This is a genomic window from Streptomyces sp. NPDC021356 (assembly GCF_040641015.1).
Lineage (GTDB): Bacteria > Actinomycetota > Actinomycetes > Streptomycetales > Streptomycetaceae > Streptomyces.
In genome coordinates this window covers 12784-33377 of sequence record NZ_JBFACU010000031.1, presented here as the reverse complement: position 1 = coordinate 33377, position 20594 = coordinate 12784, and the positions used below count along the sequence as shown (strand labels likewise).

Below are 20594 nucleotides of genomic sequence, written 5' to 3'. Positions count from 1 at the left end.
ATCAGGCGTTTGATCCAGGAGGCGGGCCGGGCCGCACCGTGATCGCCGAACGGGTGGTGGAAAAGATCGCCGCCCGGGTGGTGCAGGAGTCCGAACGGCTCGGCGGCGATGTGCCCCGGGTGCTGGAGATGCCCTTCGGACGCCGCGGCATGGACCGTCCGGCGCGAGTGACGGCCTGGGTCGACGGCCAGGTCACCGGCTTGGCCATCACCGTCTCCCTCGTGTGGGCGGCCTCGGCTCGCGCCACGACCCGGCGGCTGCGCGACGATGTCATCGACCGGGTGGAACAGCTGACCGGGCTGCACGTGGACCACGTCGACATCGACATCGCACGGCTGCCGCCTCCGCCCCGGCCGGCGCGGAGGGTGCGATGAGCGGGGTCGGGCACCGGATCCTGTGCGCGCTGACCGCCCTGGTGCTGGCCGCCGCCGGCATGAGCGTGCTCATCGACGTGATCGCGGTGGCGGTCAGCCGTATCACGGTGGTCTGGCCGCAGCAGGCTCTGGCCACGCACCTCGCGGACAGTCGCTGGGGCGAACCCGCGGTCATGGCGGTGGCGGCCGCGATCGCCCTTTCGGGCCTGCTCCTGCTGCGCACGGCAGCCTCCCGCGGCCGACGCCGCCTGGTCCCGCTGCTCAGCGCGGACGAACAGACCCGCGTCGTCCTCACCCGGCGCGGCCTGTGCCGCAGCGTGGCCGACGCCGTCGGGCAGATCGACGGCGTCGACGCACAACGCACACGGATCGGCCGCCGCCGGGTCAAGGTCAAGGCCACCACACCGCGGCGCGACGTCGAGCAACTGCACGACCTGGTCAGCGCGGCGGTCGGCGAGCGGCTGGAGGCGCTGTGCACCGCCCGCGAGTACCGGGTGACCGTTAAAGTGCGCACCACCGGGAGACGTCCATGAACCGTCCTCCCCACCGCATCAACCGGATCGCGCTGGCTCTGGTGGGCCTGGTGCTGCTGGCCGGCGGAGTGCTGGCCCTGCTGCGAGGCGCCGGGTTCTTCGGCGCGGCCGGCCCGGATGCGGCGCTGCTCGTCCCCGGCGAACGTCACTACGCGGCGGCCTCGGGCTGGGTGTGGCCCGCGGTCGGCGCCGCCGCCGCCCTGGTGACCATCGCCGGCCTGCTCTGGGCCCTGGCTCAGCTACGGCGGGCGGGGGTGCGGAGCCTCGCTCTGGAGGCCGACCGCAGCCGGGGTGCAACCCGGCTGAGCGCTGCCGCGGTCACCGACGCGCTGGAGGACGAAGTGCACTCGTACCGGGGCGTCCACCAGGCACACGCTCGGCTCACCCACAGCTCCCGCTACCCACGCCTGGACCTGCGCGTCGTCCTCGCCGCCGATGCCGATCCGCGCCCGATCCGCGCCAGGATCGAACGGGAGGCCGTGGCCGTCCTGCGACGCGTCCTCGACCAGGAAGACCTGCGCGCCCGGATCCGCTTGGACGTCACCTCCCGCCCCGTGCGCGGCCGCATCGGATGAGCCGTCCTGCCGTACGCCGCCGTCCCAGGGTCGGGGCTTGGCCGGCATCGACGGGGTCTCACCAGCAGGCGTCGGGGAAGCAGGCCGAACTCGACCGTCGGGTGGTGGCCGCCCAAAGCGGCAGGTTCGGCGATCTCCTGAGATCTTTTGAGTGAGCGGATCCGGAGCAGTGAGAAGCCGTTGTCAATCCGCGCGTGATGGCTTTGTTTCGCAGCTCAGGCATGTTGTAGGCGAGTGGGCGGCAGGGATGCAGGTGCCGTGTCACCGTACCGTCGGAGGGCTGGATGCCGTCGGCCATGGGGCTGTCGGAGGAGCGGGAGCTGTCCTCGCCTCAGCGTCTGGAGACCGCCGCGAGGAGGCAGAGCGCGCTGCGGTCGCGCGCGCCGCGGCCGAGCGGGCCTGCGAGCGCGCGGTGATCGCGTGGGAGGAGTTCGCGGCGGCGCCGGCCGAGGCCCGTGCGGCGGACGGTCCGTCGCCGGATAGCGGGGGGCGTGGGACCGGGACCGCGGCCGCCGATCGGGCACGATCGTGCCCGATCGGCGGCCGGGCCTTCAGCCGGCCGTCCTAGCCCAGGACCACCAGCGCATCATCGGCGCCCTGGAGGTGGCGGTGCCGGAGGGGACGGGGCCACTGAACTGCCGAAAGATCGCCGCCCGGCCGGGTTGGGAGGCGTCGGCCGCCAGGGTGGGGCGGGTGCGAGCCAAGGCCCGGCGGGTGGCCGAGCGGGGCCGGCTGGTCAAGGAGCCAGGCGGCCGGTTCAGCGCCGTGTGGCCAGGCGGCGGGTCATGAGCGCGGTCATCGACCAGTAGGTCATCGCCTCCGCGGCCGTGGCGGTGCGCTCGTAGGCGCGCGCCAGGCGACGGGGCGCGGCGGAACGGTGGCCTGGCCGCTCTGATCTCCGGGCACTCACTCCGATACGCGGGCAAACGCCCGGGTCAGGCGGAAGCTCATACACCACTTCTCCGGACGTAACCGCGCACACAAGCAGCTGGGCACTCTGGACCCGCAAGTTCCACCGCGGATGCCGGGTGCGCCGGCGCCAAGGGGTGGAGACAGCCCGTTGTCCGGTCTCCGGTCGGTTCAGGTGCCGCCGCCGGCAGTTGGAGACTCCCCTCACTCCAATGGCCGCTTTGCGGGCCGACTCGGTAGAGGACCGCGCGGCAAGGCGGCGGAACAGCGGTATCGGCTGGGAAGAGTGGCTGATGCGGCCTCCTGGTACGAGCGCAGCCGCCGTGCCGTACCACGGCACGGTCGGGGTGTCATCTCTGCGGGGGAACCGAAGACTCACTGGCGCAAGGCCCCACACCTTCCCTCGCCGTGGACAACGCTGTGCATGGCGGGCTCCCACCGTCAGAACGGGAAAGCGATGAAGAAGGCGATACCGGTCCTCATTCCGCTCGCGATACTCGGCGCCGTGGCCTCCCCCATCATGGCAAGTGAGTACTCCCACGGGGGTTCGACCACGGACCGGGCCGTCCTGCAACCGGTCCCCCTCAACGGCCGGCACCAGGACTCCGGCTCCCTGACTCTGTTGCTGAGGGGCAACCAGGCCACCGTCGAAGAGCGCGTATCCGGTGTCGCGACCACGTTCATGAACGCGCCCTACCCGCACGTGCAGCACCTCCACGGCGGCGCGACGGGTGCGTGCCCGACCGCCAAGGCCGACGCCAACCACGACGGCGTGATCAGGACGGCCGACGGTAAGCCCTCCTACGGGGCGATCCGGACCACCCCCCTGCCGGTCGGCGGTGTCGCGCGCCCGGCGGCGGGCACCAACACCAAGATCGCTCCCAGCTTCGCCCATCACCGCACCATGACGCTCGATGCAGCGACGCTGCAGTCGATCCGTAAGAGGATCGCGGTCATCGTCGTCCACGGCTTGGATCCCGCCACCACGCCCGAGATCGTCACCAGGCGGAGGAGCGAGCCGGCGTCGAGCCTGCCGCCGACGGCCTCCTCCCCAGCCTTTTACGGACACCTGAAGGCCGGGCATGTCGGCAAGGTGCCCACCGCTGCGGCAGCAACCGGCCCCGGTGCCGACCAGAGCATCCAGAACACCGGCTTGTTCGCCGCCCGCGGCGCCCTGCCGCCGCGGCCGAAGGCGCCCTGGTAAGGGGCAATGCCGCTCCAGCACCCGTTGAGCTGCGAGCCCGGGCCACCCCAGGCCCATTGCCCATTGCCCATTGCCCATTGCCCATGACTGAACTGCCCCCTGGAGCGACAGGTGACCGTCACGGCTTCGTGGAGGCCCCCTGCGACGTGGCATCTGCGGCTTCAGCGCGCGTCTTCACCGGGGCCCGGACCAACGCCGACGCCCGGCCCGCAGAAACGCGGGAGGGCATGCTGGCGCAGCCGGTGATGACCCAGCCGGCGGATTCGGCGGACGCACGTCGGGTGGGCGCCACCACATCTGTCCACTGGGCCGTCGGCGATGCCGTGCAACTCGCCCGGAGCCTGCGCCAGGCCATGGACACCACCAACGTCGTACCCATGCCCGGAGGAGCCGACTGATGACCGCGGACCACGAGACCGTCACCTGCCTGTTCGACTTCAGCGAAGCCCTCGAGTTCGACCCCGCGCTCGCGCACCTGATGCGTCGCGGCTCCCCCACACGGATCCGGCTCCCCTACGGCGACGCCGATGCATGGCTCGTCACCGGGTTCGACGCCGTCAGACAGGTGACCACCGACCTCCGGCTCAGCCGGGCCGGCATCATCGGCCACGACTACCCCCGGATGACACCGGAGCCCATCGTCTCCCCCGAGTCGATCAACGTCATGGATCCGCCGCACAGCAGCCGCGTCCGCCACCTCGCCTCCCAGGCGTTCACCCCGCAGCACGTCGAAGGCATGCGACACCGGATCACGCGACTCGCGGACCGCCTGCTCGACCGGATGGAGGAACACGGCCCACCGGCGGATCTGGTCTCTCACCTCGCCGACGCGCTTCCCCACCACACCATCCTGGACCTCCTCGGCGTCGAACGCCGGGAATGGCCCCGGATCCAGGAATCCGTGCATCAACTACTCGTCGTCGGCGCTGACAACAAGGAGGCCGCCGCCACAGCCAAGGCAGACCTGACCGCGTACTTCGCGAAACTCGTCGACCAACGCCGAGACACGCCCGGCCCGGACCTCATCAGCACGATGGCCGCAGCACGGGACGGTGAGGAACAGCTCGACGACAAGGAACTCGCGGTAACGGCCTTGATGCTGGCGCTCAGTGGCCAGGACACGGCGACGTGCCAGATCAGCAACATCGTGTACCTGCTCCTGACACGTCCCGAACTGCTGCGACACCTCAGGCGCCAACCCGAGACCCTCGCCGACGTCCTGCACGAGATGCTCCGCCACATCCCGTTCCGCAAAGGGGTGGGCATCCCCCGGATCGCGCTCGAGGACCTGGAACTGGACGGCGTCCGGGTCCGGGCCGGCGACTACGTCCACGTCTCCTATCTGACCGCCAACCGTGACCCCGAACGCTACCCGAACCCCCACATCATCGACCTGGACCGCCCGAGCAGCCCACACATGACATTCGGCTGGGGAGGGCACAGGTGCATCGCCATGCCACTGGCCATGGCTGAACTCGAAGTAGCCGCCGGACGGCTCCTGGAGCGATTCCCCGGGCTACGGCTCGCCGTGCCGCCCGAAGAGGTCCGGTGGGACACGAAGACGATCAGACGGTTTCCGCTGGAGCTACCGGTGACCTGGTAGGAGACACCTGCGGAGAGGTCGCTTTCTCCCCGTGTTCCCTTCAGGAAACTGCTGTTTGGCCGGTGGTGCCGGGTTGCGCCAGGAGATGGTGGCCGCGTCGGTGAGACAGTGGACCATGAGGTCGGTCATGGCAGGTTTCTCGGCTACCTCACGCCGGTCGCCTTCGAACAGAGATCAACTACGCTGGCCATCGCTGCATGACGACCGGTGTCCACGATCAAGGTGGAAGCCCCGGGCCCGGCGCCACCGCTGCACCGACCGCTCGCTCACCCGCAACGCGGCGGTGATCTCCTTGTTCGTCACCCCGCCCTCGAAACGAGCCACGGCCTGCAGCCTGATCCGATGCGCTGGTACGTCAAGGAGGGCGCCGCGCCCGGCCCGGCCGTGCTGTTCTTCCACGGCGGCGGATACATCTAAGGGGGCGGTCCGCTCACCACTGGATGGTGAGCGGACCGCCCCTCGCGTCGTCCGGACTCCTCTACGAGCGCGGTTGGTCCCGCACGATCTCCTGCGCTTGGGCCACGACCTTCGGCCGCGGGGACCAGCGGAACAGCCAGTATCGGTGAAATTGATCATGAACGCCGAGGGCTGATCATTCAGCACAGGCCGCCCGCGTGCGACGGGTGTTCGGTGAAAGAACCGCGATGGTTGGTGGCGGGTGGTTACGTCCGCTGCATGCCAGTCGAATTTCTGGCCGATGAGCAGGCCGAGGCATACGGGAAGTTCTCCGAGGAGCCGACGAGGCCCGAGCTGGAGCGGTTCATCTTCCTGGACGACGTGGACCGGGACCTGATCGCGCCGCGGCGTACGAAGCATCACCAGCTTGGGTTCGCCCTTCAGATGTGCACGGTGCGGTATGTGGGGCTTTTTCTGGGTGAGGACCCCTTGGATGTGCCGTGGTCGGTGGTCGAGCATCTGGCCGAACAGCTGGGGATCGAGGACGCGTCGTGTGTGAAGCGGTACACGGAGCGGCGGCAGACGGTGTACGACCACGCGTGGGAGATACGTGACGCGTACGGCTATCACGCCTACGAGGACCGCGAGATGGGCCGGAAGTTCCGGGCGTTCCTGCATGGGCGGGCATGGACGGCGCATGCCGAGGGGCCGAAGGCGTTGTTCGATCACGCGGTGGGCTGGCTGCGCCGTAACCGGGTGCTCTTACGGGGGGGGTGAGTGTGCTGGCCCGGCAGGTCGCCGAGGTCCGTGCCGTCGCGGACAAGCGGCTGCATGCCACAGTCGCGAAGGCGGCCCGGCGAGCGGACCCTGCGCTGCCCGGCGACCTGGTGGCCACGTTGAAGACACCGGAGGGCGGGCGGTATTCGGAGCTGGAACGGATGCGCCGGCCGCCGACGCGGTCCACCGGCACCGCGACGAAGGGCGCGTTGCAGCGGGTGGAGGACATCGCCGCCTTCCAGCTGGGGCGGGTGAGGCTGGAGCGGGTTCCGCCGAACCGGCTGTCCGCGCTGGCCCGGTACGGGCTGGGCACCAAGGCGCCGAAGCTGGAGCGGACCCCGGAGCCCAAGCGGACGGCGATGCTCACCGCGGTGATGCGGCACCTGGAGGCGAAGGCGGTCGATGATGCGCTGGACCTGTTCGAGATCCTGATGGCGACGCGGCTGATCAGCACCGCGAAGCGGTCCACGGACAAGGAGCGTCTGTCGACGCTGCCGCAGCTGGAGAGGGCGGCCCGGATCACGGCCCGGATCTCGAAGGTGGTCATCGAGGAGCTGGAGCTGATCGATGAGACCGGCTGCGATGTGGATACGGCTGCTCTGTGGCGGGCGCTGGAAGAGATCGCGCCCCGGGCCGTGCTCTCCAGCGCGGGGGCCACGGTGGTGAGCCTGGTGCCGGAGGACGAGGACACCGCGGAGAGTGCGCTGCGCGGGGCGCTGGCGCTGCGCTACAACACCGTGCGCACGTTCCTGTCGCTGCTGGGCGAGTCGAAGGCGTTGGATGCGGCGGCAGACGGATTCTCACCGGGGTGCAGCGGCTCCCGGCGCTGGCGCGGCGGAAGGTGGGCGAGAAGCCGCTGCTGCCGCGCGAGGTCGACGACAAGCTGGTGCCGGCGCACTGGCGCAAGGCGGTGTACGCGAACGCCGAGCTGCCTCAGGGGGCGGTGGACCGTGACGCCTATGTGGTGTGCGTGCTGGAGCAGTTGTTCCGCGCGCTCAAGCGCCGTGACGTCTTCGCCTCTCCCTCGCACCGCTGGTCCGACCCGCGTGCCCGGCTGCTTCAGGGCAAGGGCTGGGAGGCGGTGCGTGAGGACGTCCTGGCGGGTCTGAGCCTGGACGAGGACACCGAGCAGCACCTTGGGGAGCTGATCGCCGTGCTGGACGCGACGTGGAGGCAGATGGCCGAGCGGCTTCACGAGGCCGGCACGGATGCGAAGATCAGCATCGAGGTGCAGCCGAACGGGCGGGCGAAGCTGAACGTGGAGAAGCTTCACGCGCTGGGTGAGCCGAAGTCGCTGAACTGGCTGCGCAAGCGGGTCGAGAAGATGCTCCCGAAGATCGACCTGCCGGACCTGCTGTTCGAGGTGCATGCCTGGACCGGGTTCCTGGACGCCTTCGTGCACCTGGGCGACGGCAGGACCCGCATGAAGGACCTGGCCACCTCGGTCGTCGCCCTGCTGGTGAGCGAGGCGTGCAACATCGGCATGACCCCGGTCATCAACCCGAACATCGAGGCACTCACCCGTTCCCGGCTGGTCCACGTCGACCAGTACTACCTGCGAGCGGACACCATCGCCGCGGCGAACGCCGCGCTGATCGGGGCCCAGGCCCGGGTGCCGATCGTCCAGCACTGGGGCAAGGGGCTGCTCGCCTCCGTCGACGGCCTGCGCTTCGTCGTCCCCGTCCGACCATCAACGCCGCGCCGAACCCCAAGTACTTCGCGAAGAAGACCGGATCACCTGGCTGAACGCGATCAATGACCAGGTGATCGGCATCGGGCAGATGGTGGTGCCCGGCACCCCGCGCGACTCCCTGTTCATCCTGGACGCGCTGCTGAACCTGGACGGTGGGGTGAAGCCGGAGATGGTCGCCACGGACAACGCCTCTTACTCCGACATGGTCTTCGGCATCTTCAAGCTGCTGGGCTACCGCTTCTCCCCGCGGTTCAAGGACATGGAAGACCAGCGGTTCTGGAAGGCCCAGAGGCCCGGCACCGAGACGGCAGGCGGGTACGGGCCGCTGGAGGCAATCGCGCGGAACAAGGTGAACGTGAAGAAGGTGATCACACACTGACCGGGCATGCTGCGGGTGGCCGGCTTCCTGGTCACCAACCAGGTCCGCGCCTACGACCTGCTGCGGATGTTCGGCCGCGAGGGCCATCCCACGCCGCTGGGGCAGGCATTCGCCGAGTACGGACGGATCGCCAAGACCCTGCACCTGCTCGCCGTCGTCGACCCGGTCGACGACACCTACCGGCGCCAGATGCACAAGCAGCTCACCGTGCAGGAGTCCCGCCAGAGGCTCGCCCGCGACATCTGCCACGGCAAGAAGGGCACCATCCACCAGGCATACAGGGACGGGATGGAAGACCAGTTGGGCTCGCCGGGGCTCGTTTTGAACGCAGTCGTCCTGTGGACGACAGGCTACATCGACGCCGCTGTCGCCCAACTCCCCGCCGAGGGCCTTGAGATCAGGGACGAGGACGTCGCGCGGCTGTCCCCGCTGAACACCGGAATCTGAACTGCCTGGGCCGCTACAGCTTCACCTCCTCCACCCCAGCCGCCGGGTTGCTGCGGCCGTTGCGCGCTCCGGACGCGCCCGACCTCGATGACGACGGCGGCGGGGAGGAGTGACGGCCCGGCTTCACGCCTCCTGGGGCTGGTCGCCGTAGGTACGGGCCTGGGTGAGCCACATGGCCGCGTACTCGCCGTCCTGCTGGAGCAGGGACTCGTGTGTCCCCTCCTCCAGGAGGTGGCCGCCGTCGAGGACGATGATCCGGTTCGCGGCGCGGGTGGAGCCGAGCCGATGGATGAATAGCCAGGGTTGAGGTATCGACTTGGGTATGGCCATGCAAGATCAACGATCACGGGGCTTGCGAAGCAACGCGTTGTTTCCACACGGCTTCGTGCGCCGGCCAGGCGTTGCTCCTGTCCGCCGGACAGGTCGCGGCCTCCCCGGTGGGAGAGGGCGAGGTCGGTGTCCAGGCCGTCGGACAGGCGGGTGATGACGTCGTCGGCGCCGGACGCCTTTGCGGCAGGGAGCCGCGGAGACCTTGCTATGACGTGAGTCACCTGGCATTTCCGGGGATGCAGGGGAACTCGATCATTCCTTCCTGCGACTGCTGTTTCAGTACGTCGACGATTCTGAGGAGAACCCGGTGAGAGCACTGCGCTGGACGGCCGCAACCGCTGCCGTCCTTTTCGGACTGTCGGCCTGCGGCAGCGCCGACCCGAGCCCGACCACCGCGGCGTCGTCATCGGCGCCGTCCGACTCGGCAAGTACGGGCGGGCACGCGCAGGCTCCCACATGCCCCGAGCCGCCGAAGGTGTCGACGCCGCCGAAGCGGGTCGTCACGATGGACGGCGGTGCGGCCGCGATCCTGGAGCGCCTCGGCCTCGAAGACCGGATCGTCGGCACCGCCGCGCCCGACTTCTTCAAAGCCTTTACCGGGGCCGAGGCGAAGAAGCTGGCGAAGATCCCGGTCCTGGACCCCGGCCAGGGCAATGCCGAAAAGGTCATCGCGGCCAAGCCCGACCTCGTCGTCGGTATTTCCAGCTACAGTTTCGGCGGGTTCGACGGCACGCCGACGGTCCAGCGGCTGGCCAAGGCCGGGGCGAAGTCGTTGGTGGCGTGCGACACGAACAACGGCACCACGGTCAAAGACCTGTCCGAGACGACGACGTTCATCGAGCAGGTGGCGAAGGTCTTCGGTGTCGAGGAGCGGGGCGCCGAACTGGTCGACCAGATCACCGCGTCGGCCGGCAAGGCGAAGGGCGCCTCCGGGACGCCGGTGCGGGTGCTCGCTCTCTCCGCACCGCCCGCGGCCGGGCAGCCGGTCATGGTGCAGGGTGGGGCCGGGCTGTCCAACGGCATCATCACGCTGGCCGGCGGCAAGAACATCGCCGAGGACGCGCTGCAGGACTTCGCCAGCCTGAGCGCCGAAGAGATCGCGAAGCGCGACCCGCAGGCGATCGTGGTGATCTCCGGGTTCTCGAAGGGCAGCGACGACGACCTGCTGAAGTCGATCCGCAGCAGTTCGGTGCTTGCCGGGACGACGGCGGTGAAGGAGAACCGGTTCGTCGTGGTGCCGCAGAGCCTTCTGCTGTCGCCGAGTGTCCTCAACGCAGACGCGGTCACGAAGATCGCCTCAGGAATCCACGAGTGAGTGAGGCCGGGAGCCGCCGCCCCCGGGGCAGCGGGCTGCTGGGCAGGCTCCCCTTCGCGATCGTGGTGCTCGTGCTGCTCGCCGTGCTGGTCGTCTCGTCCCTGGTCGCCGTCGGCCTCGGGCCGGTGTCCATCCCGCCCGGCGAGGTGACGTCCATCGTGGGCACCCACCTCACCGGGCGGGACGCGGCGGGCCCGTCCGACTTCATCGTGTGGGACCTGCGCGTACCGCGGGTCCTGCAGGGTGTGTTCGTCGGCGCCGGGCTCGCGGTGGCCGGGCTGCTCACCCAGGCGATGGTCCGCAACCCCCTCGGCGAGCCCTTCATCCTCGGGCTCACCTCCGGGGCGGGTGTCGGCGCGGTACTGGTACTGACCAGCGTCGGCGTGGGCGTCGCCGGGCTGCTCACGCTGCCGTTGGCCGCGTTCGGCGGCGCGGTGGTCACCGCACTGGCCGTGTTCGCGTTCTCCCGGGCGCACGGGCGGATCCAGCCGGGCCGGCTGGTGATGACCGGCGTCGCCGTCGGTCAGCTCCTGGCCGGGGTGATCTCGTTCCTGTTGCTGCGCACACACGACGTCAACGCGCAGCAGCAGATCTTGTTCTGGATCCTCGGCAGCCTGGCCGGCGCCCAGTGGCCGCTGGCCCTTACCTGCTCGTCTGTCGTGCTGGTACTGGTCCTCGTCTCGGCGGCGGGCGCCGGGCGACTGAACCTGCTGGTGCTCGGGGACGAGGGGGCCGCGTCGCTCGGACTCGACGCCGCCCGCCTCCGTACGGTGCTGCTGGGCGTGGTGGCACTGCTGACCGGGACCGTCGTCGCGGTGTCGGGCAGCATCGGGTTCATCGGGCTGATCGTGCCCAACCTGACCCGGTTGCTCGTCGGCGCCGACCACCGCCGTGCGCTGCCCGTGACCGCAGTGCTCGGCGCGCTCCTGATCGTCTGGGCCGACACGGCCGCGCGGCTGGTTCTGGCCCCGACCGAGCTGCCGATCGGCATCCTCACCGCGGCGATCGGTGTCCCGCTCTTCCTTGTGATTCTGCGCCGCAGTGCGGCGGGAACGGTGGGGCTGTCATGAGACTCGTCTTCGACGGCGTCACCGCCGGCTACACCGAAGTACCCGCTGTCCACGACGTGACGTTGACGATCGCCGCGGGCGAGTTCGTCGCCGTGATCGGCCCGAACGGCAGCGGGAAGTCCACTTTGCTCAAGACTGTCTACCGGGCACTGCGGCCGCGGGCGGGGACCGTACTGCTCGGGGACGAGGACGTGTGGACGGCTCGGCACCGCGATGTGGCGCGGCGGGTCGGGGTACTCGGCCAGGACCAGGCCGGCGGCTACGACTTCACCGTGCGCGAGGCGGTCCGGCTCGGCCGATACCCGCACCTCGGCGCCTTCGACCGGCTGTCCGCGGCCGACGAGGCGGTCGTGGCGGACGCGATGGAGCGCACCGGCGCTGCCGCGTTCGCCGACCGGCCGCTCTCCACGTTGTCCGGTGGGGAGCGGCAGCGGGTACTGCTGGCCCGGGCGCTGGCACAGGAACCCGGACTGCTGGTGCTGGACGAGCCGACCAACCACCTCGACCCGGCGCACCAGATCTCCGCGCTGAGCCTCGTCGCCTCGCTCGGGATCACGGTGGTCGCCGCCTTGCACACGCTGGACCACGCCGCCCGGCACGCCACGACGATCGTGGCCCTGAACAGGGGCACCATCGCCGCAGCGGGAGCACCCGCAGAGGTGCTGACTCCCGCCGTCTTCCGCGACGTGTTCGAAGTGGACGGCAGTGTCGTCCCGGACCCGGTCGACGGGCGGCCTCGCGTGCTGCTGCGGGAGCTGAGCGGCTGAGGTCAGGGCCGGCGAAGTCCGCGACGGTACTCATCGGTTGCGCGTCACTGCGGGTTCCGCCGCGGGTCTTCGGCCGGCACTCAGCCGAGCAGGCGTTGCAGGAGCTCCGGATGGTCTGCCAGGGCCTGACAGAGGCTCTCCGTGCGGAGGCCGTCGTACTGGGCGGGGTTGGCAGTCGTCCAGTCGATCGGGCCGAACGGGGGCTCGGGGTCGTACTCGATGAACAACTGGACCACGCGCGCGACATCCTTTCCGGCGAGCCGGGCGACGAGGTACAGGGCCATGTCGATGCCAGCCGAGACTCCGGCGGAGGTGATGACGTTCCCGTCCTCGACCCAGCGTTCCGCCACCGGAATCACCCCGAACTTGGCGAGCAGGGGGCGGTACCGCCAGTGCGTGTTGGCGCGGCGCCCTTCCAGCAGGCCGGCGGCGGCGAGCAGCAGCGACCCGGTGCAGACTGAGCCGATGTCCAGGTCCGTTCTGGTGCACTCGCGCCAGCCGGTCAGATCCCGCAGCTCGCTGCGGTGCCGCTTGGCGGCGCGGGAGGTGAAGTCGTAGAAGGCCAGCTCGGACGCGGCCACGCCGACCTGCTTGGCGACGTGCTCAACCGCGTCGGGCGGCAGCTCCAGGCGCATCCGGGGGAACCGGCCGCGCCAGGTCAAACATTTGAGCTGAACCGCGAAGCCCAGCCTGGTGGCGCCGGTCTTGTTCCGTAACCAGCCCGCCTCGTCGCTGGACAGGGTGAAGTGGTCCACCACCCCGTCCAGGCCCAGATCCCGCCCCACTGCTCAGCTCCCTTCCGCACGCCCCGTGGTCGGCATTGGGCTGGACGGTAGAGGTAGGCGATGGACAACGAGCGCCGGTATCGGCGAAGTGCCCCGCAGGGACGGGGGGGACCTGATAAACGTACCGGCTTCTGTCGCAGGGCCGCGTCCACGTCGCGGGGCACGGCGGGGCCGCCAGGCGCACGGGCCGACACGCTCCCCGCCGGGGCGCTGGAGTGTACGGGCCCGTCAGGGTTGGGCAGCTGCAGGCGGAGCAGCTGACGGCGCCCGTCGAAACCGACCACCCCCTGCTCGGGGGTGACCCTCACCTGCTCAGTGGATCTCCCACCCATTAGGCACCTGACCTGCGAACGGAATTCACAGTCGCAGTCCGGCCCGCCAGTGGCTGGAGAGACTGCCCCGCATGCCATGCCCGGCGGGCACGTAACGCCTTCGGCTGCTTCGATGGTGGAAGTGTGAAGGGAGACCCCTGGTGTCTGTGGCCCGGTCGTTGTCACCTGAAAGCGTGACCGAGCTGACCAGGGCGCTGGACCTGAGCGGGGTGTTCGCCAACGGCACGCTCGGCGGGGTGCTGGCCCGGGACCGTCGTCTGGATCTGTTCGGCTTCCTGGTGATCGGCATCGTCTCCGGCCTGGGCGGTGGCATCCTCCGGGACACCCTGCTGCAGCACGGCACTCCCGTGGCCCTGACCGACTACACCTATCTCACGGCCGCCGTCGCCGGCACCCTTCTGGCCTTCCTGGCCGATCTGAGCCGACACGCCTCCGGTTGGGCCTTCAGCCTCCTGGATGCCTCGGCGCTCAGCGTCTGGGCGGTCGCCGGAGCGCAGAAGACACTCGCTGTCGGCCTGGGCTGGCTGCCGGCCGTGCTGCTGGGCACCATCACAGCGGTCGGCGGCGGGGCCATCCGGGACCTGCTGCTGGCTCGCACCCCTTCCGTCTTCGGCGGCACACCGTTGTACGCGACCGTCGCGATCGTGGTGAGCGCGGTCATGGTGGTCTGCAGCCGGCTCGGCGCGCCCACTGTAGGCGTGCTGGCCGGAATCACGGTCGGTATCTCGCTGCGGCTGGCCGCGTTCCACTGGGGTTGGAGGCTGCCGGGCAGCCGCGACTGGCGGCCGGGGGCGTTCAGGGGCCGGGATCCCTGACATGAACGGGCGCTGCGATCACCCACCGAGATGCAGGAGTACACAACCATGACGCTCAAGGACTCCGCGGATGCCGTCCTGGCCGGTCTCGCCGGCATCCGCTCCGAGCTCGAAGAGGTCTACAAGGACTTGCACGCTCACCCCGAGTTGGGCCACCAGGAACACCGCACCGCGGCCGGTGTGGCCGAACGCCTGAGAAACAGCGGCCACCGGGTGCACGAGGGGATCGGCGGCACCGGTGTGGTCGGCGTACTGGCCAACGGCGAGGGGCCGACCGTTTTGCTGCGGGCCGACATGGATGCCCTGCCGGTCCTGGAGGAGACCGGGGTGCACTACGCCAGCACGGCCGAAGCCACGGACGCTTCCGGTCGGCGGGTGCCCGTGGCGCATGCCTGCGGTCACGACATGCACGTCACCTGCCTGTTGGGGGCTGCGCGGCTCATGGCCGCCACGCCGGGAGCGTGGCAGGGCACGCTGGTGGTCTTGTTCCAGCCTGCCGAAGAGCCTGGGGACGGCGCCGACGGGATGCTCACCGACGGGCTGACCGACTGTGTTCCTCACCCGGACGCCGTATTCGCTCAGCATGTGCTTCCCTATCCGGCCGGGCAGGTCGGCACCCGCGCCGGGTCCTTTCTCTCCGCAGCGGACAATCTGAAGATCACCGTCCATGGCCGGGGCGCTCATGGCTCGGCACCGCAGGCTGCCATCGACCCGGTGGTGATGGCCTCGGTGATCGTCGTCCGGCTCCAGACGATCGTCTCGCGCGAGCTGGCCGCCACCCAGCCGGCCGTGGTCACGGTGGGCTCCGTCCAGGCAGGCACGAGCGGCAACGTGATTCCGGAGTCGGCCGAACTGCTGGTCAACGTGCGCACGTACGACGACGAGACCCGCAGGGCCGTCCTGTCCGCCGTGCGGCGCGTCGTCCATGCCGAGTGTGAAGCCTCCGGGGCGACTCGCGCACCGCAGATCGAGGAGGGCATCCGCTTCCCGCCGACCGTCAATGACGGCGTGGTCACCCGCGAGGTCTCCGCCGCTTTCGCCGCGATGTTCGGGGAGCGCGCGGTCACTGCCGAGTTGCAGAGCGCCAGCGAGGACTTCAGCCGGATCCCGGACGCCTTCGGCGCCCCGTACACCTACTGGGCCCTGGGCTGTGTCGATCCGGACGCCTACCAGGCCGCCCGGCAACGCGGCACTGTGGCTCAGGAGATCCCGGTCAACCACAGCCCTCGCTTCGCACCGGTCCTGCAGCCCACGCTGGACACCGGCGTCCAGGCCCTGGTCACAGCCGCACTCACCCGTCTGGGGAAGCCTGGCCGTATGAGCCGATGAGCGTTCCGGCCGTTTCGCCTGTGATGCCGCAGCAGAGCAGCAATCGACCGCCTCGGCGTCCACCGCGCCGGCGCTTCAGCACCTTGGTCGAGGAACGCGCACGGGCCGCGGTGGACGCACGCGGTCACCTGGACGGATCTGCCAGCACGCGCTCCGCTGACGGCCGTGGTTTCGTTCCTTGCGGAACCCCCTGCCCGTCCGAGCCCGCGATACGCAAAAACATGTGATACGTGCATTGAATCGAGGAACCGATGACTATGTACAGGGTCGGCTACTTCGTTGGAAGTCTGGCGACTCACTCCATCAACCGGACGCTCTCGAAGGCTCTGATCCGGCTGGCCCCATCCGATTTGGAATTCTTTGAGATTCCGATCAAGGATCTGCCTCTCTACAGTTACGACTACGACAGCGACTACCCTGCTGAGGGCAAGGCGCTCAAGGATGCCATTGCCTCCGCCGACGCCCTCCTGTTTGTGACCCCTGAGTACAACCGATCCATTCCGGGCGCCCTCAAAAACGCCATCGACTGGGCCAGTCGCCCCTGGGGCAGCAACTCATTCGCGCACAAACCCTCCGCCGTGATCGGAGCGTCCCCCGGCGCCCTCGGTACAGCCCTCGCCCAGCAGAGCCTGCGCGGGGTCCTCAGTTTTTGCGACTCGCCGCAAATGAATGCACCGGAGGCGTACGTTAGATTCAAGCCCGATGTTTTCACCAGTGATGGTGAAGTCGTCGACGAGCATACGGAACGTTTCCTTCGAGACTTCATGGAAGAATTCCGGGATCACGTTGTCCGGGTCCTCACTGTGCTCCCGCGAAACCCTTGAAGCGTGCGAGTCCGGATTCGTCACGCTCGATGAGAGGCGACATGAAGGGGTTCGTGTGGGCCAGCCACGGATGAACGAAGAGCGCTTCTACCTGTATCCCATGAAACGTGTAGCTGCCGTCCTGGACGACGAGGAGCGGTGTACGGCTGCCTGCCATCGCTCGGAACAAGCCGGGATCGATCTGTCCCACGTGAACGTACTGCAGGGGCCGGAAGGGCAGCGACTCCTGGACAGCGAGGGAATCCCTCGTGGGCTTCTCGGCCGCTTCGTGCGGGGGCTACAGCATGGGGGCTACGAAAGCGAGACCCTCGCGGCCCACTCTGCCGCCCTGAGCCAGGACAAATGGCTGATCTTCGTTCCGGTCCGAAACAAGGACGAGGCCAGGCGGACGGTCGACATCCTACGAGCGCACGGAGGCAGCCAAATTTTCCACTTCCGCCGTTGGGCAGTGCAGTTCTTTCCCCCGAACTATCGAATGAAGCCGTAAGGGGACTGCGACGCTGCCCCGCACCATGCTGTTCCCGGCGCCGGCATAGGAGGCGGACATGCGGCACGCGGTCACCAATCTGGACGATCTGACCGCTTTCCTGGCCCGTCTGACCGCCTTGCTGCTGCGTTCTTCCGGCGAGGGCGCCTACTCCATCGAGCGGGCTGTGGGCACCGCTGCTCGGGCCTTCGGTGGCCAGGCGTCCGTGGTCCTCGTGCCGGAAGCGGCCGTGGTCTCGGTCGCCGCGGCAGACGGTCGCATGCGGACCGTCTGTGTGCACGGCTTCCCGGAGGTGTTCCGACTCGACCAGGTAGCGGCGCTCAAGCCCTTCCTGGCCGACATCAAGGCGGGCAAGCTCAAAGTGGCCGAGGCCGACCGCAGACTGGCACGCATCGAGGCCGCCCCGCCGCCCTACCCTTGGTGGCTGAAATTTCTCGGCGTCCTGCTGTTCTCCCTGGGTTTCGCCCCGCTGGTCCAGCCCACCTGGTACGAGATCACCACCACAGCCGTCCTGGGCTCGATCGCCGCGGCCCTCGTGGTGGCCGCCGTTCGTGCGCCGCGGCTGTCCAAGATCCTCCCCCTGGTGGTCTCGACCGTCGTATCCGTCGTCACCATCGAAGTGTTCACCGGCGATCCGGCACACGGCGGCCCGGTCCTGCTGATGCTGCCGGCGCTGTTCTACTTCGTTCCCGGTGACTTCCTGAGCGCATCGACTACCGAGCTGGCCGTCGGCCTCATCACCACCGGCGCGATTCGGCTCGTCTACTCCATGTTCCTTCTCGTCCAGCTCTACCTCGGCGTCCTGATGGGCATATTCGCCACCGGCACACCGCTCAACGCCCTCTTCGACACCGCTGCCCACGCCGACCTGCCCAAGTGGGCACTGATCCTGGGCGGGATCGTCTTTACCGCCGGTACAGTCCTGGCCTTCGCAATCCCCCACCGCTTCTTCGGGACTCTTCTCGTGCTGGTTTACGCCACCGTCGGGGTGCAGTCACTGTTCACCGAGCTGATCCGGGAGACCGGGGGCACATTCGTCGCTGCCGTGGTGCTGGCCGCCGCGGCCAATCTGCTGGACCGCAACCCCGCCTGCCCACCCCGGTTGATCCTCATCCTTCCTGGCTTCTTCACCCTCACCGTCGGCTCACTGGGCCTCCGCGGCCTGACCACCCTGGCCGGCGGCTATGTCATCGAAGGCTTCCAAGACCTGCAGAAACTCATCACGATCGTCACCGCCATCGCCATCGGCCTGGTCGTCGGTATCGCACTCACCCATGCCCCCACCACAACGCGGCCCACCTCTTCCAACGCTTCATCGATGCCCCAGTGACCGCCCTGACGGTCCTGCACCCCCAAGCTGCCACCAAGTGACGTGTAGCTGTGCGTGACGGCGGTCGCGCTCGGTGATTCTCATAATGAACAGTTGCGGGAATTCTGCGAGAGACCCGGAGCCGATCACGTTTCCGCAGGTCGCGATTCGCAGAAGTCCTCTCAAAACCGAGACGTCGTGCGAGGCAGTTCTGACAGACCGCCGGGGTGGATCTGACGGCCGATCAAACCGCATCTGCGGCAGAACGAAACGACTGTCCGAACTGTGAAGCCCCGGCGAGCAGTCCCTGCCGCACCCGCGGGGGCAAGACCGCGACGAAGTACCACACCCCGCGCTTCATCCTCGTCCCCGCGCTCCGCGAGGAGCTGGAGGTCCTCGTCCCCGAGGACCGGGGTCCCGAGCGGCCCTGGAGACCGGGCACGCCCGTCGAGGCCGCCCCGGCAGAGCCGACCGCGAAGCCGATCCGAATCGGGTACGCCCGCTGCTCGACCGCGCAGCAGGAACTCCAGAGCCTGCTCGACGCACTCGCCCGCGCCGAGTGCAAGCGGGTCTTCTCCGAGAAGATCAGCACCCGGGTGAAGACCAGGCCGAAACTGGAGGAGGCCCTGAAGCTGGCGTACGACATCCGGGAGGCCGCCCCCGACCAGGAGGTCATCCTCACCGTCCACGAGCTCAAGCGCCTCGCCCGCAACGCCGCCGAGCTGATGACCCTGTCCGGCCAGCTCCAAGCCGCCGGCGTGCAACTCGAACTCCTCACCGGACCGCTCAGCGGCATCTACGACCCCAACGGCATGGGCGCCATGTTCTTCGCCGTCCTCGCGGCCGCCGCCCAGATCGAGCGCAACTACATCCGGGAGAAGACCCTGGAGGGCCAGGTCACCGCCGCCGCGAAGGGCAACCACGGCGGACGGCCGAAGGTCATCGACGACGACTCCCTCCTCTTCGCCCGCGCGCTCAAGGACAAGGGCGTACCCGTCTCCGAGATCGCCAAGAAGCTGACCGTCAAGACCGGCAAGAACGCGGGAAAGAACCCCTCGGTCGCCTCGCTGTACCGGGCGCTCGCCGAAGCCGAGCACGCCGGGACACCGGCCATGCCGGAGATCATCGCCCCGCGCCGGCCGGCACGGGTGGACCTCACCGGCCCCGGCAGCGGCACCGACCCCGAGCTGATGGAACGCCTCCAGCGACAGGTCCTCGGCGGCGGCGCTGCCGGCGACGTGCTGGGCACGCTCGTTGAACAAACCGAGGACCAGGGAGACGGCGTCGTGGCGGAGCTGCCGGCGCAGGCCCGCGGCGCGAGGGAGGGCGAGTGATCCCCGGACCGCACCGGATGAAGGGCGGCGCGGCCCAGCTCGGCGCGCTGCCCGGTCAGGTCGGCCCCTTCGGGCCGTACGGCGCCGAGACGCGCGATCCTGGAGACATGGAGATCGAGGTCCTGGTCGTACCGGACTGCCCGCACCAGCGGCTCGCGGAGGAGCGGCTGCGGCAGGCGCTGGATGCCGCCGGGCTGGTCGCCACGGCCTTCACCACGCGGGTGGTCGGCGACCAGGCCGAGGCCGAGCGGTCCGGTTTCACCGGCTCCCCGACAATCCTCATCGACGGCCGTGACCCGTTCGTCGAGCCCGGCACCGTTCCGTCGCTGGCCTGCTGGATCTACCGCGCCCCCGCCGGCCCGGCCGGAGCCCCCAGCCTCGACCAGTTCCGCCGGACCCTCGAAGCCGCCGCCGACGCGGGCCGACCGCCCAGCCCGGTGGCGCGGGCGGTGCGGACCACCAGAAAGCTGGAGGACCCCGGCGAACACCTCGCCGGGGTCCTCCAGCTTCAAGATCAATCTCACCGATAACCGCTGTACCGATGTTCCCCAAGGCCGACCTTGGCAAGCATGTCATCGGCTTCCGGGGGTGCCCACAGGCGCCCCTGAACACGGCCCATCCTCGCGGTCGCGGGAGCCCTCGATCGGCCGGCGGTGCCGCCGGAGGGCGGAACCCCGGCGGGCGCGGGCGGCTACGGCATCAGTAGAGCGCCCAGAGGGAGATACGCCCGTTGTTGTCGACGCAGGTGGCGTCCTGGTAGTGCTTCTTGGCCTCGGGGATGTCCGCCTGGCACGCTGCCATGTTGGGGTACATCTCGGGGCCACCGGCGACGTCGTGCCAGCTGGCGGCGGAGGCGGAACCAGCCGTCAGCGGAATCGCGACCGCAGCGGCAACGGCAGCACAACCGTAGGTCATTCGCTTACGCCACGACTTCATACATCACTCCTCACGTAAGGGGCCGGACCGCGGGCCGACCCAGCCCTGTCAAGTCAACCCCGTGCCCGCAG

The 20594-nt window shown here is 69.3% G+C and carries 20 protein-coding genes and 1 pseudogene; 17 read left to right on the top strand and 4 right to left on the bottom strand.

Going from position 1 to position 20594, the window contains the following annotated elements:
* Positions 1 to 38: 38 nt before the first annotated feature.
* From AB0G56_RS31950 to AB0G56_RS31925, 6 genes are all read left to right on the top strand, one after another.
* Positions 39 to 374 (top strand): hypothetical protein, encoded by a 336-nt coding sequence (locus AB0G56_RS31950; protein WP_360976290.1) that lies wholly within the window; start codon positions 39 to 41, stop codon positions 372 to 374.
* Positions 371 to 907: a DUF6286 domain-containing protein gene (locus tag AB0G56_RS31945; RefSeq protein WP_360976288.1), complete on the top strand. Its 537-nt coding sequence runs from the start codon at positions 371 to 373 to the stop codon at positions 905 to 907. The genes AB0G56_RS31950 and AB0G56_RS31945 overlap by 4 nt, the downstream gene beginning before the upstream one ends.
* A complete protein-coding gene (locus AB0G56_RS31940) occupies positions 904 to 1482 on the top strand; it encodes a hypothetical protein (protein ID WP_360976285.1) in 579 nt (192 codons plus the stop codon). Before AB0G56_RS31945 ends, AB0G56_RS31940 begins: the two co-directional genes overlap by 4 nt.
* A gap of 1366 nt (positions 1483 to 2848) precedes the next feature.
* Positions 2849 to 3595, top strand: coding sequence for a hypothetical protein (locus AB0G56_RS31935; RefSeq protein WP_360976282.1), 747 nt, complete (start codon positions 2849 to 2851; stop codon positions 3593 to 3595).
* 146 nt (positions 3596 to 3741) lie between these two features.
* A complete protein-coding gene (locus AB0G56_RS31930) occupies positions 3742 to 3993 on the top strand; it encodes a hypothetical protein (RefSeq protein WP_360976279.1) in 252 nt (83 codons plus the stop codon).
* Positions 3993 to 5198, top strand: coding sequence for a cytochrome P450 (locus AB0G56_RS31925; protein WP_360976276.1), 1206 nt, complete (start codon positions 3993 to 3995; stop codon positions 5196 to 5198). The genes AB0G56_RS31930 and AB0G56_RS31925 overlap by 1 nt, the downstream gene beginning before the upstream one ends.
* Positions 5199 to 5372: 174 nt before the next feature.
* Here the strand turns inward: AB0G56_RS31925 and AB0G56_RS31920 are convergent, their stop codons facing one another.
* Positions 5373 to 5774: a helix-turn-helix domain-containing protein gene (locus AB0G56_RS31920; protein ID WP_360976459.1), complete on the bottom strand. Its 402-nt coding sequence runs from the start codon at positions 5772 to 5774 to the stop codon at positions 5373 to 5375.
* 99 nt (positions 5775 to 5873) lie between these two features.
* Here AB0G56_RS31920 and AB0G56_RS31915 point away from each other — a divergent pair.
* Positions 5874 to 9003 (top strand): annotated as a pseudogene (locus tag AB0G56_RS31915) (Tn3 family transposase).
* A 10-nt stretch (positions 9004 to 9013) separates the two neighbouring features.
* Here AB0G56_RS31915 and AB0G56_RS31910 read toward each other — a convergent pair.
* A complete protein-coding gene (locus tag AB0G56_RS31910) occupies positions 9014 to 9220 on the bottom strand; it encodes a hypothetical protein (RefSeq protein WP_360976273.1) in 207 nt (68 codons plus the stop codon).
* Positions 9221 to 9695: 475 nt separating this feature from the next.
* Between AB0G56_RS31910 and AB0G56_RS31905 the strand changes: the two genes are divergently transcribed.
* The 3 genes from AB0G56_RS31905 to AB0G56_RS31895 are packed head-to-tail and all read left to right on the top strand — an operon-like array spanning position 9696 to position 12372.
* Positions 9696 to 10535 (top strand): ABC transporter substrate-binding protein, encoded by an 840-nt coding sequence (locus tag AB0G56_RS31905; protein ID WP_360976271.1) that lies wholly within the window; start codon positions 9696 to 9698, stop codon positions 10533 to 10535.
* Positions 10532 to 11605 carry an iron ABC transporter permease gene (locus tag AB0G56_RS31900; RefSeq protein ID WP_360976269.1) on the top strand — a complete coding sequence of 358 codons (1074 nt, stop codon included), beginning with the start codon at positions 10532 to 10534 and terminating at the stop codon, positions 11603 to 11605. Before AB0G56_RS31905 ends, AB0G56_RS31900 begins: the two co-directional genes overlap by 4 nt.
* Complete coding sequence (locus AB0G56_RS31895; protein WP_360976266.1) at positions 11602 to 12372, top strand: ABC transporter ATP-binding protein; 771 nt, start codon at positions 11602 to 11604, stop codon at positions 12370 to 12372. Before AB0G56_RS31900 ends, AB0G56_RS31895 begins: the two co-directional genes overlap by 4 nt.
* An 80-nt stretch (positions 12373 to 12452) precedes the next feature.
* Here the strand turns inward: AB0G56_RS31895 and AB0G56_RS31890 are convergent, their stop codons facing one another.
* Positions 12453 to 13157: a DUF4158 domain-containing protein gene (locus AB0G56_RS31890; protein WP_360976263.1), complete on the bottom strand. Its 705-nt coding sequence runs from the start codon at positions 13155 to 13157 to the stop codon at positions 12453 to 12455.
* A gap of 505 nt (positions 13158 to 13662) precedes the next feature.
* Here AB0G56_RS31890 and AB0G56_RS31885 point away from each other — a divergent pair.
* The 7 genes from AB0G56_RS31885 (at position 13663) to AB0G56_RS31855 (ending at position 20117) form a co-directional block, all read left to right on the top strand.
* The gene (locus AB0G56_RS31885) at positions 13663 to 14304 is read left to right on the top strand and encodes a trimeric intracellular cation channel family protein (protein ID WP_360976260.1); all 642 of its coding nucleotides are present in this window, start codon (positions 13663 to 13665) and stop codon (positions 14302 to 14304) included.
* 48 nt (positions 14305 to 14352) lie between these two features.
* Complete coding sequence (locus AB0G56_RS31880) at positions 14353 to 15633, top strand: amidohydrolase (protein WP_360976256.1); 1281 nt, start codon at positions 14353 to 14355, stop codon at positions 15631 to 15633.
* A gap of 251 nt (positions 15634 to 15884) precedes the next feature.
* Complete coding sequence (locus AB0G56_RS31875; protein ID WP_360976253.1) at positions 15885 to 16457, top strand: NADPH-dependent FMN reductase; 573 nt, start codon at positions 15885 to 15887, stop codon at positions 16455 to 16457.
* A 55-nt stretch (positions 16458 to 16512) separates the two neighbouring features.
* The gene (locus tag AB0G56_RS31870; RefSeq protein WP_360976250.1) at positions 16513 to 16944 is read left to right on the top strand and encodes a hypothetical protein; all 432 of its coding nucleotides are present in this window, start codon (positions 16513 to 16515) and stop codon (positions 16942 to 16944) included.
* Between the two features lie 58 nt (positions 16945 to 17002).
* Positions 17003 to 18274 (top strand): threonine/serine exporter family protein, encoded by a 1272-nt coding sequence (locus tag AB0G56_RS31865; protein ID WP_360976247.1) that lies wholly within the window; start codon positions 17003 to 17005, stop codon positions 18272 to 18274.
* Positions 18275 to 18480: 206 nt separating this feature from the next.
* On the top strand, positions 18481 to 19587 hold the full coding sequence (locus AB0G56_RS31860) for a recombinase family protein (protein ID WP_360976244.1): 1107 nt from the start codon (positions 18481 to 18483) through the stop codon (positions 19585 to 19587).
* Positions 19584 to 20117 carry a hypothetical protein gene (locus tag AB0G56_RS31855; RefSeq protein WP_360976241.1) on the top strand — a complete coding sequence of 178 codons (534 nt, stop codon included), beginning with the start codon at positions 19584 to 19586 and terminating at the stop codon, positions 20115 to 20117. The genes AB0G56_RS31860 and AB0G56_RS31855 overlap by 4 nt, the downstream gene beginning before the upstream one ends.
* A 169-nt stretch (positions 20118 to 20286) precedes the next feature.
* On the opposite strand, the gene AB0G56_RS31850 is transcribed toward AB0G56_RS31855, so the two are convergent.
* Positions 20287 to 20502, bottom strand: a complete 216-nt coding sequence (locus tag AB0G56_RS31850) for a hypothetical protein (protein WP_360976238.1) — start codon at positions 20500 to 20502, stop codon at positions 20287 to 20289.
* Between the last annotated feature and the right edge of the window lie 92 nt (positions 20503 to 20594).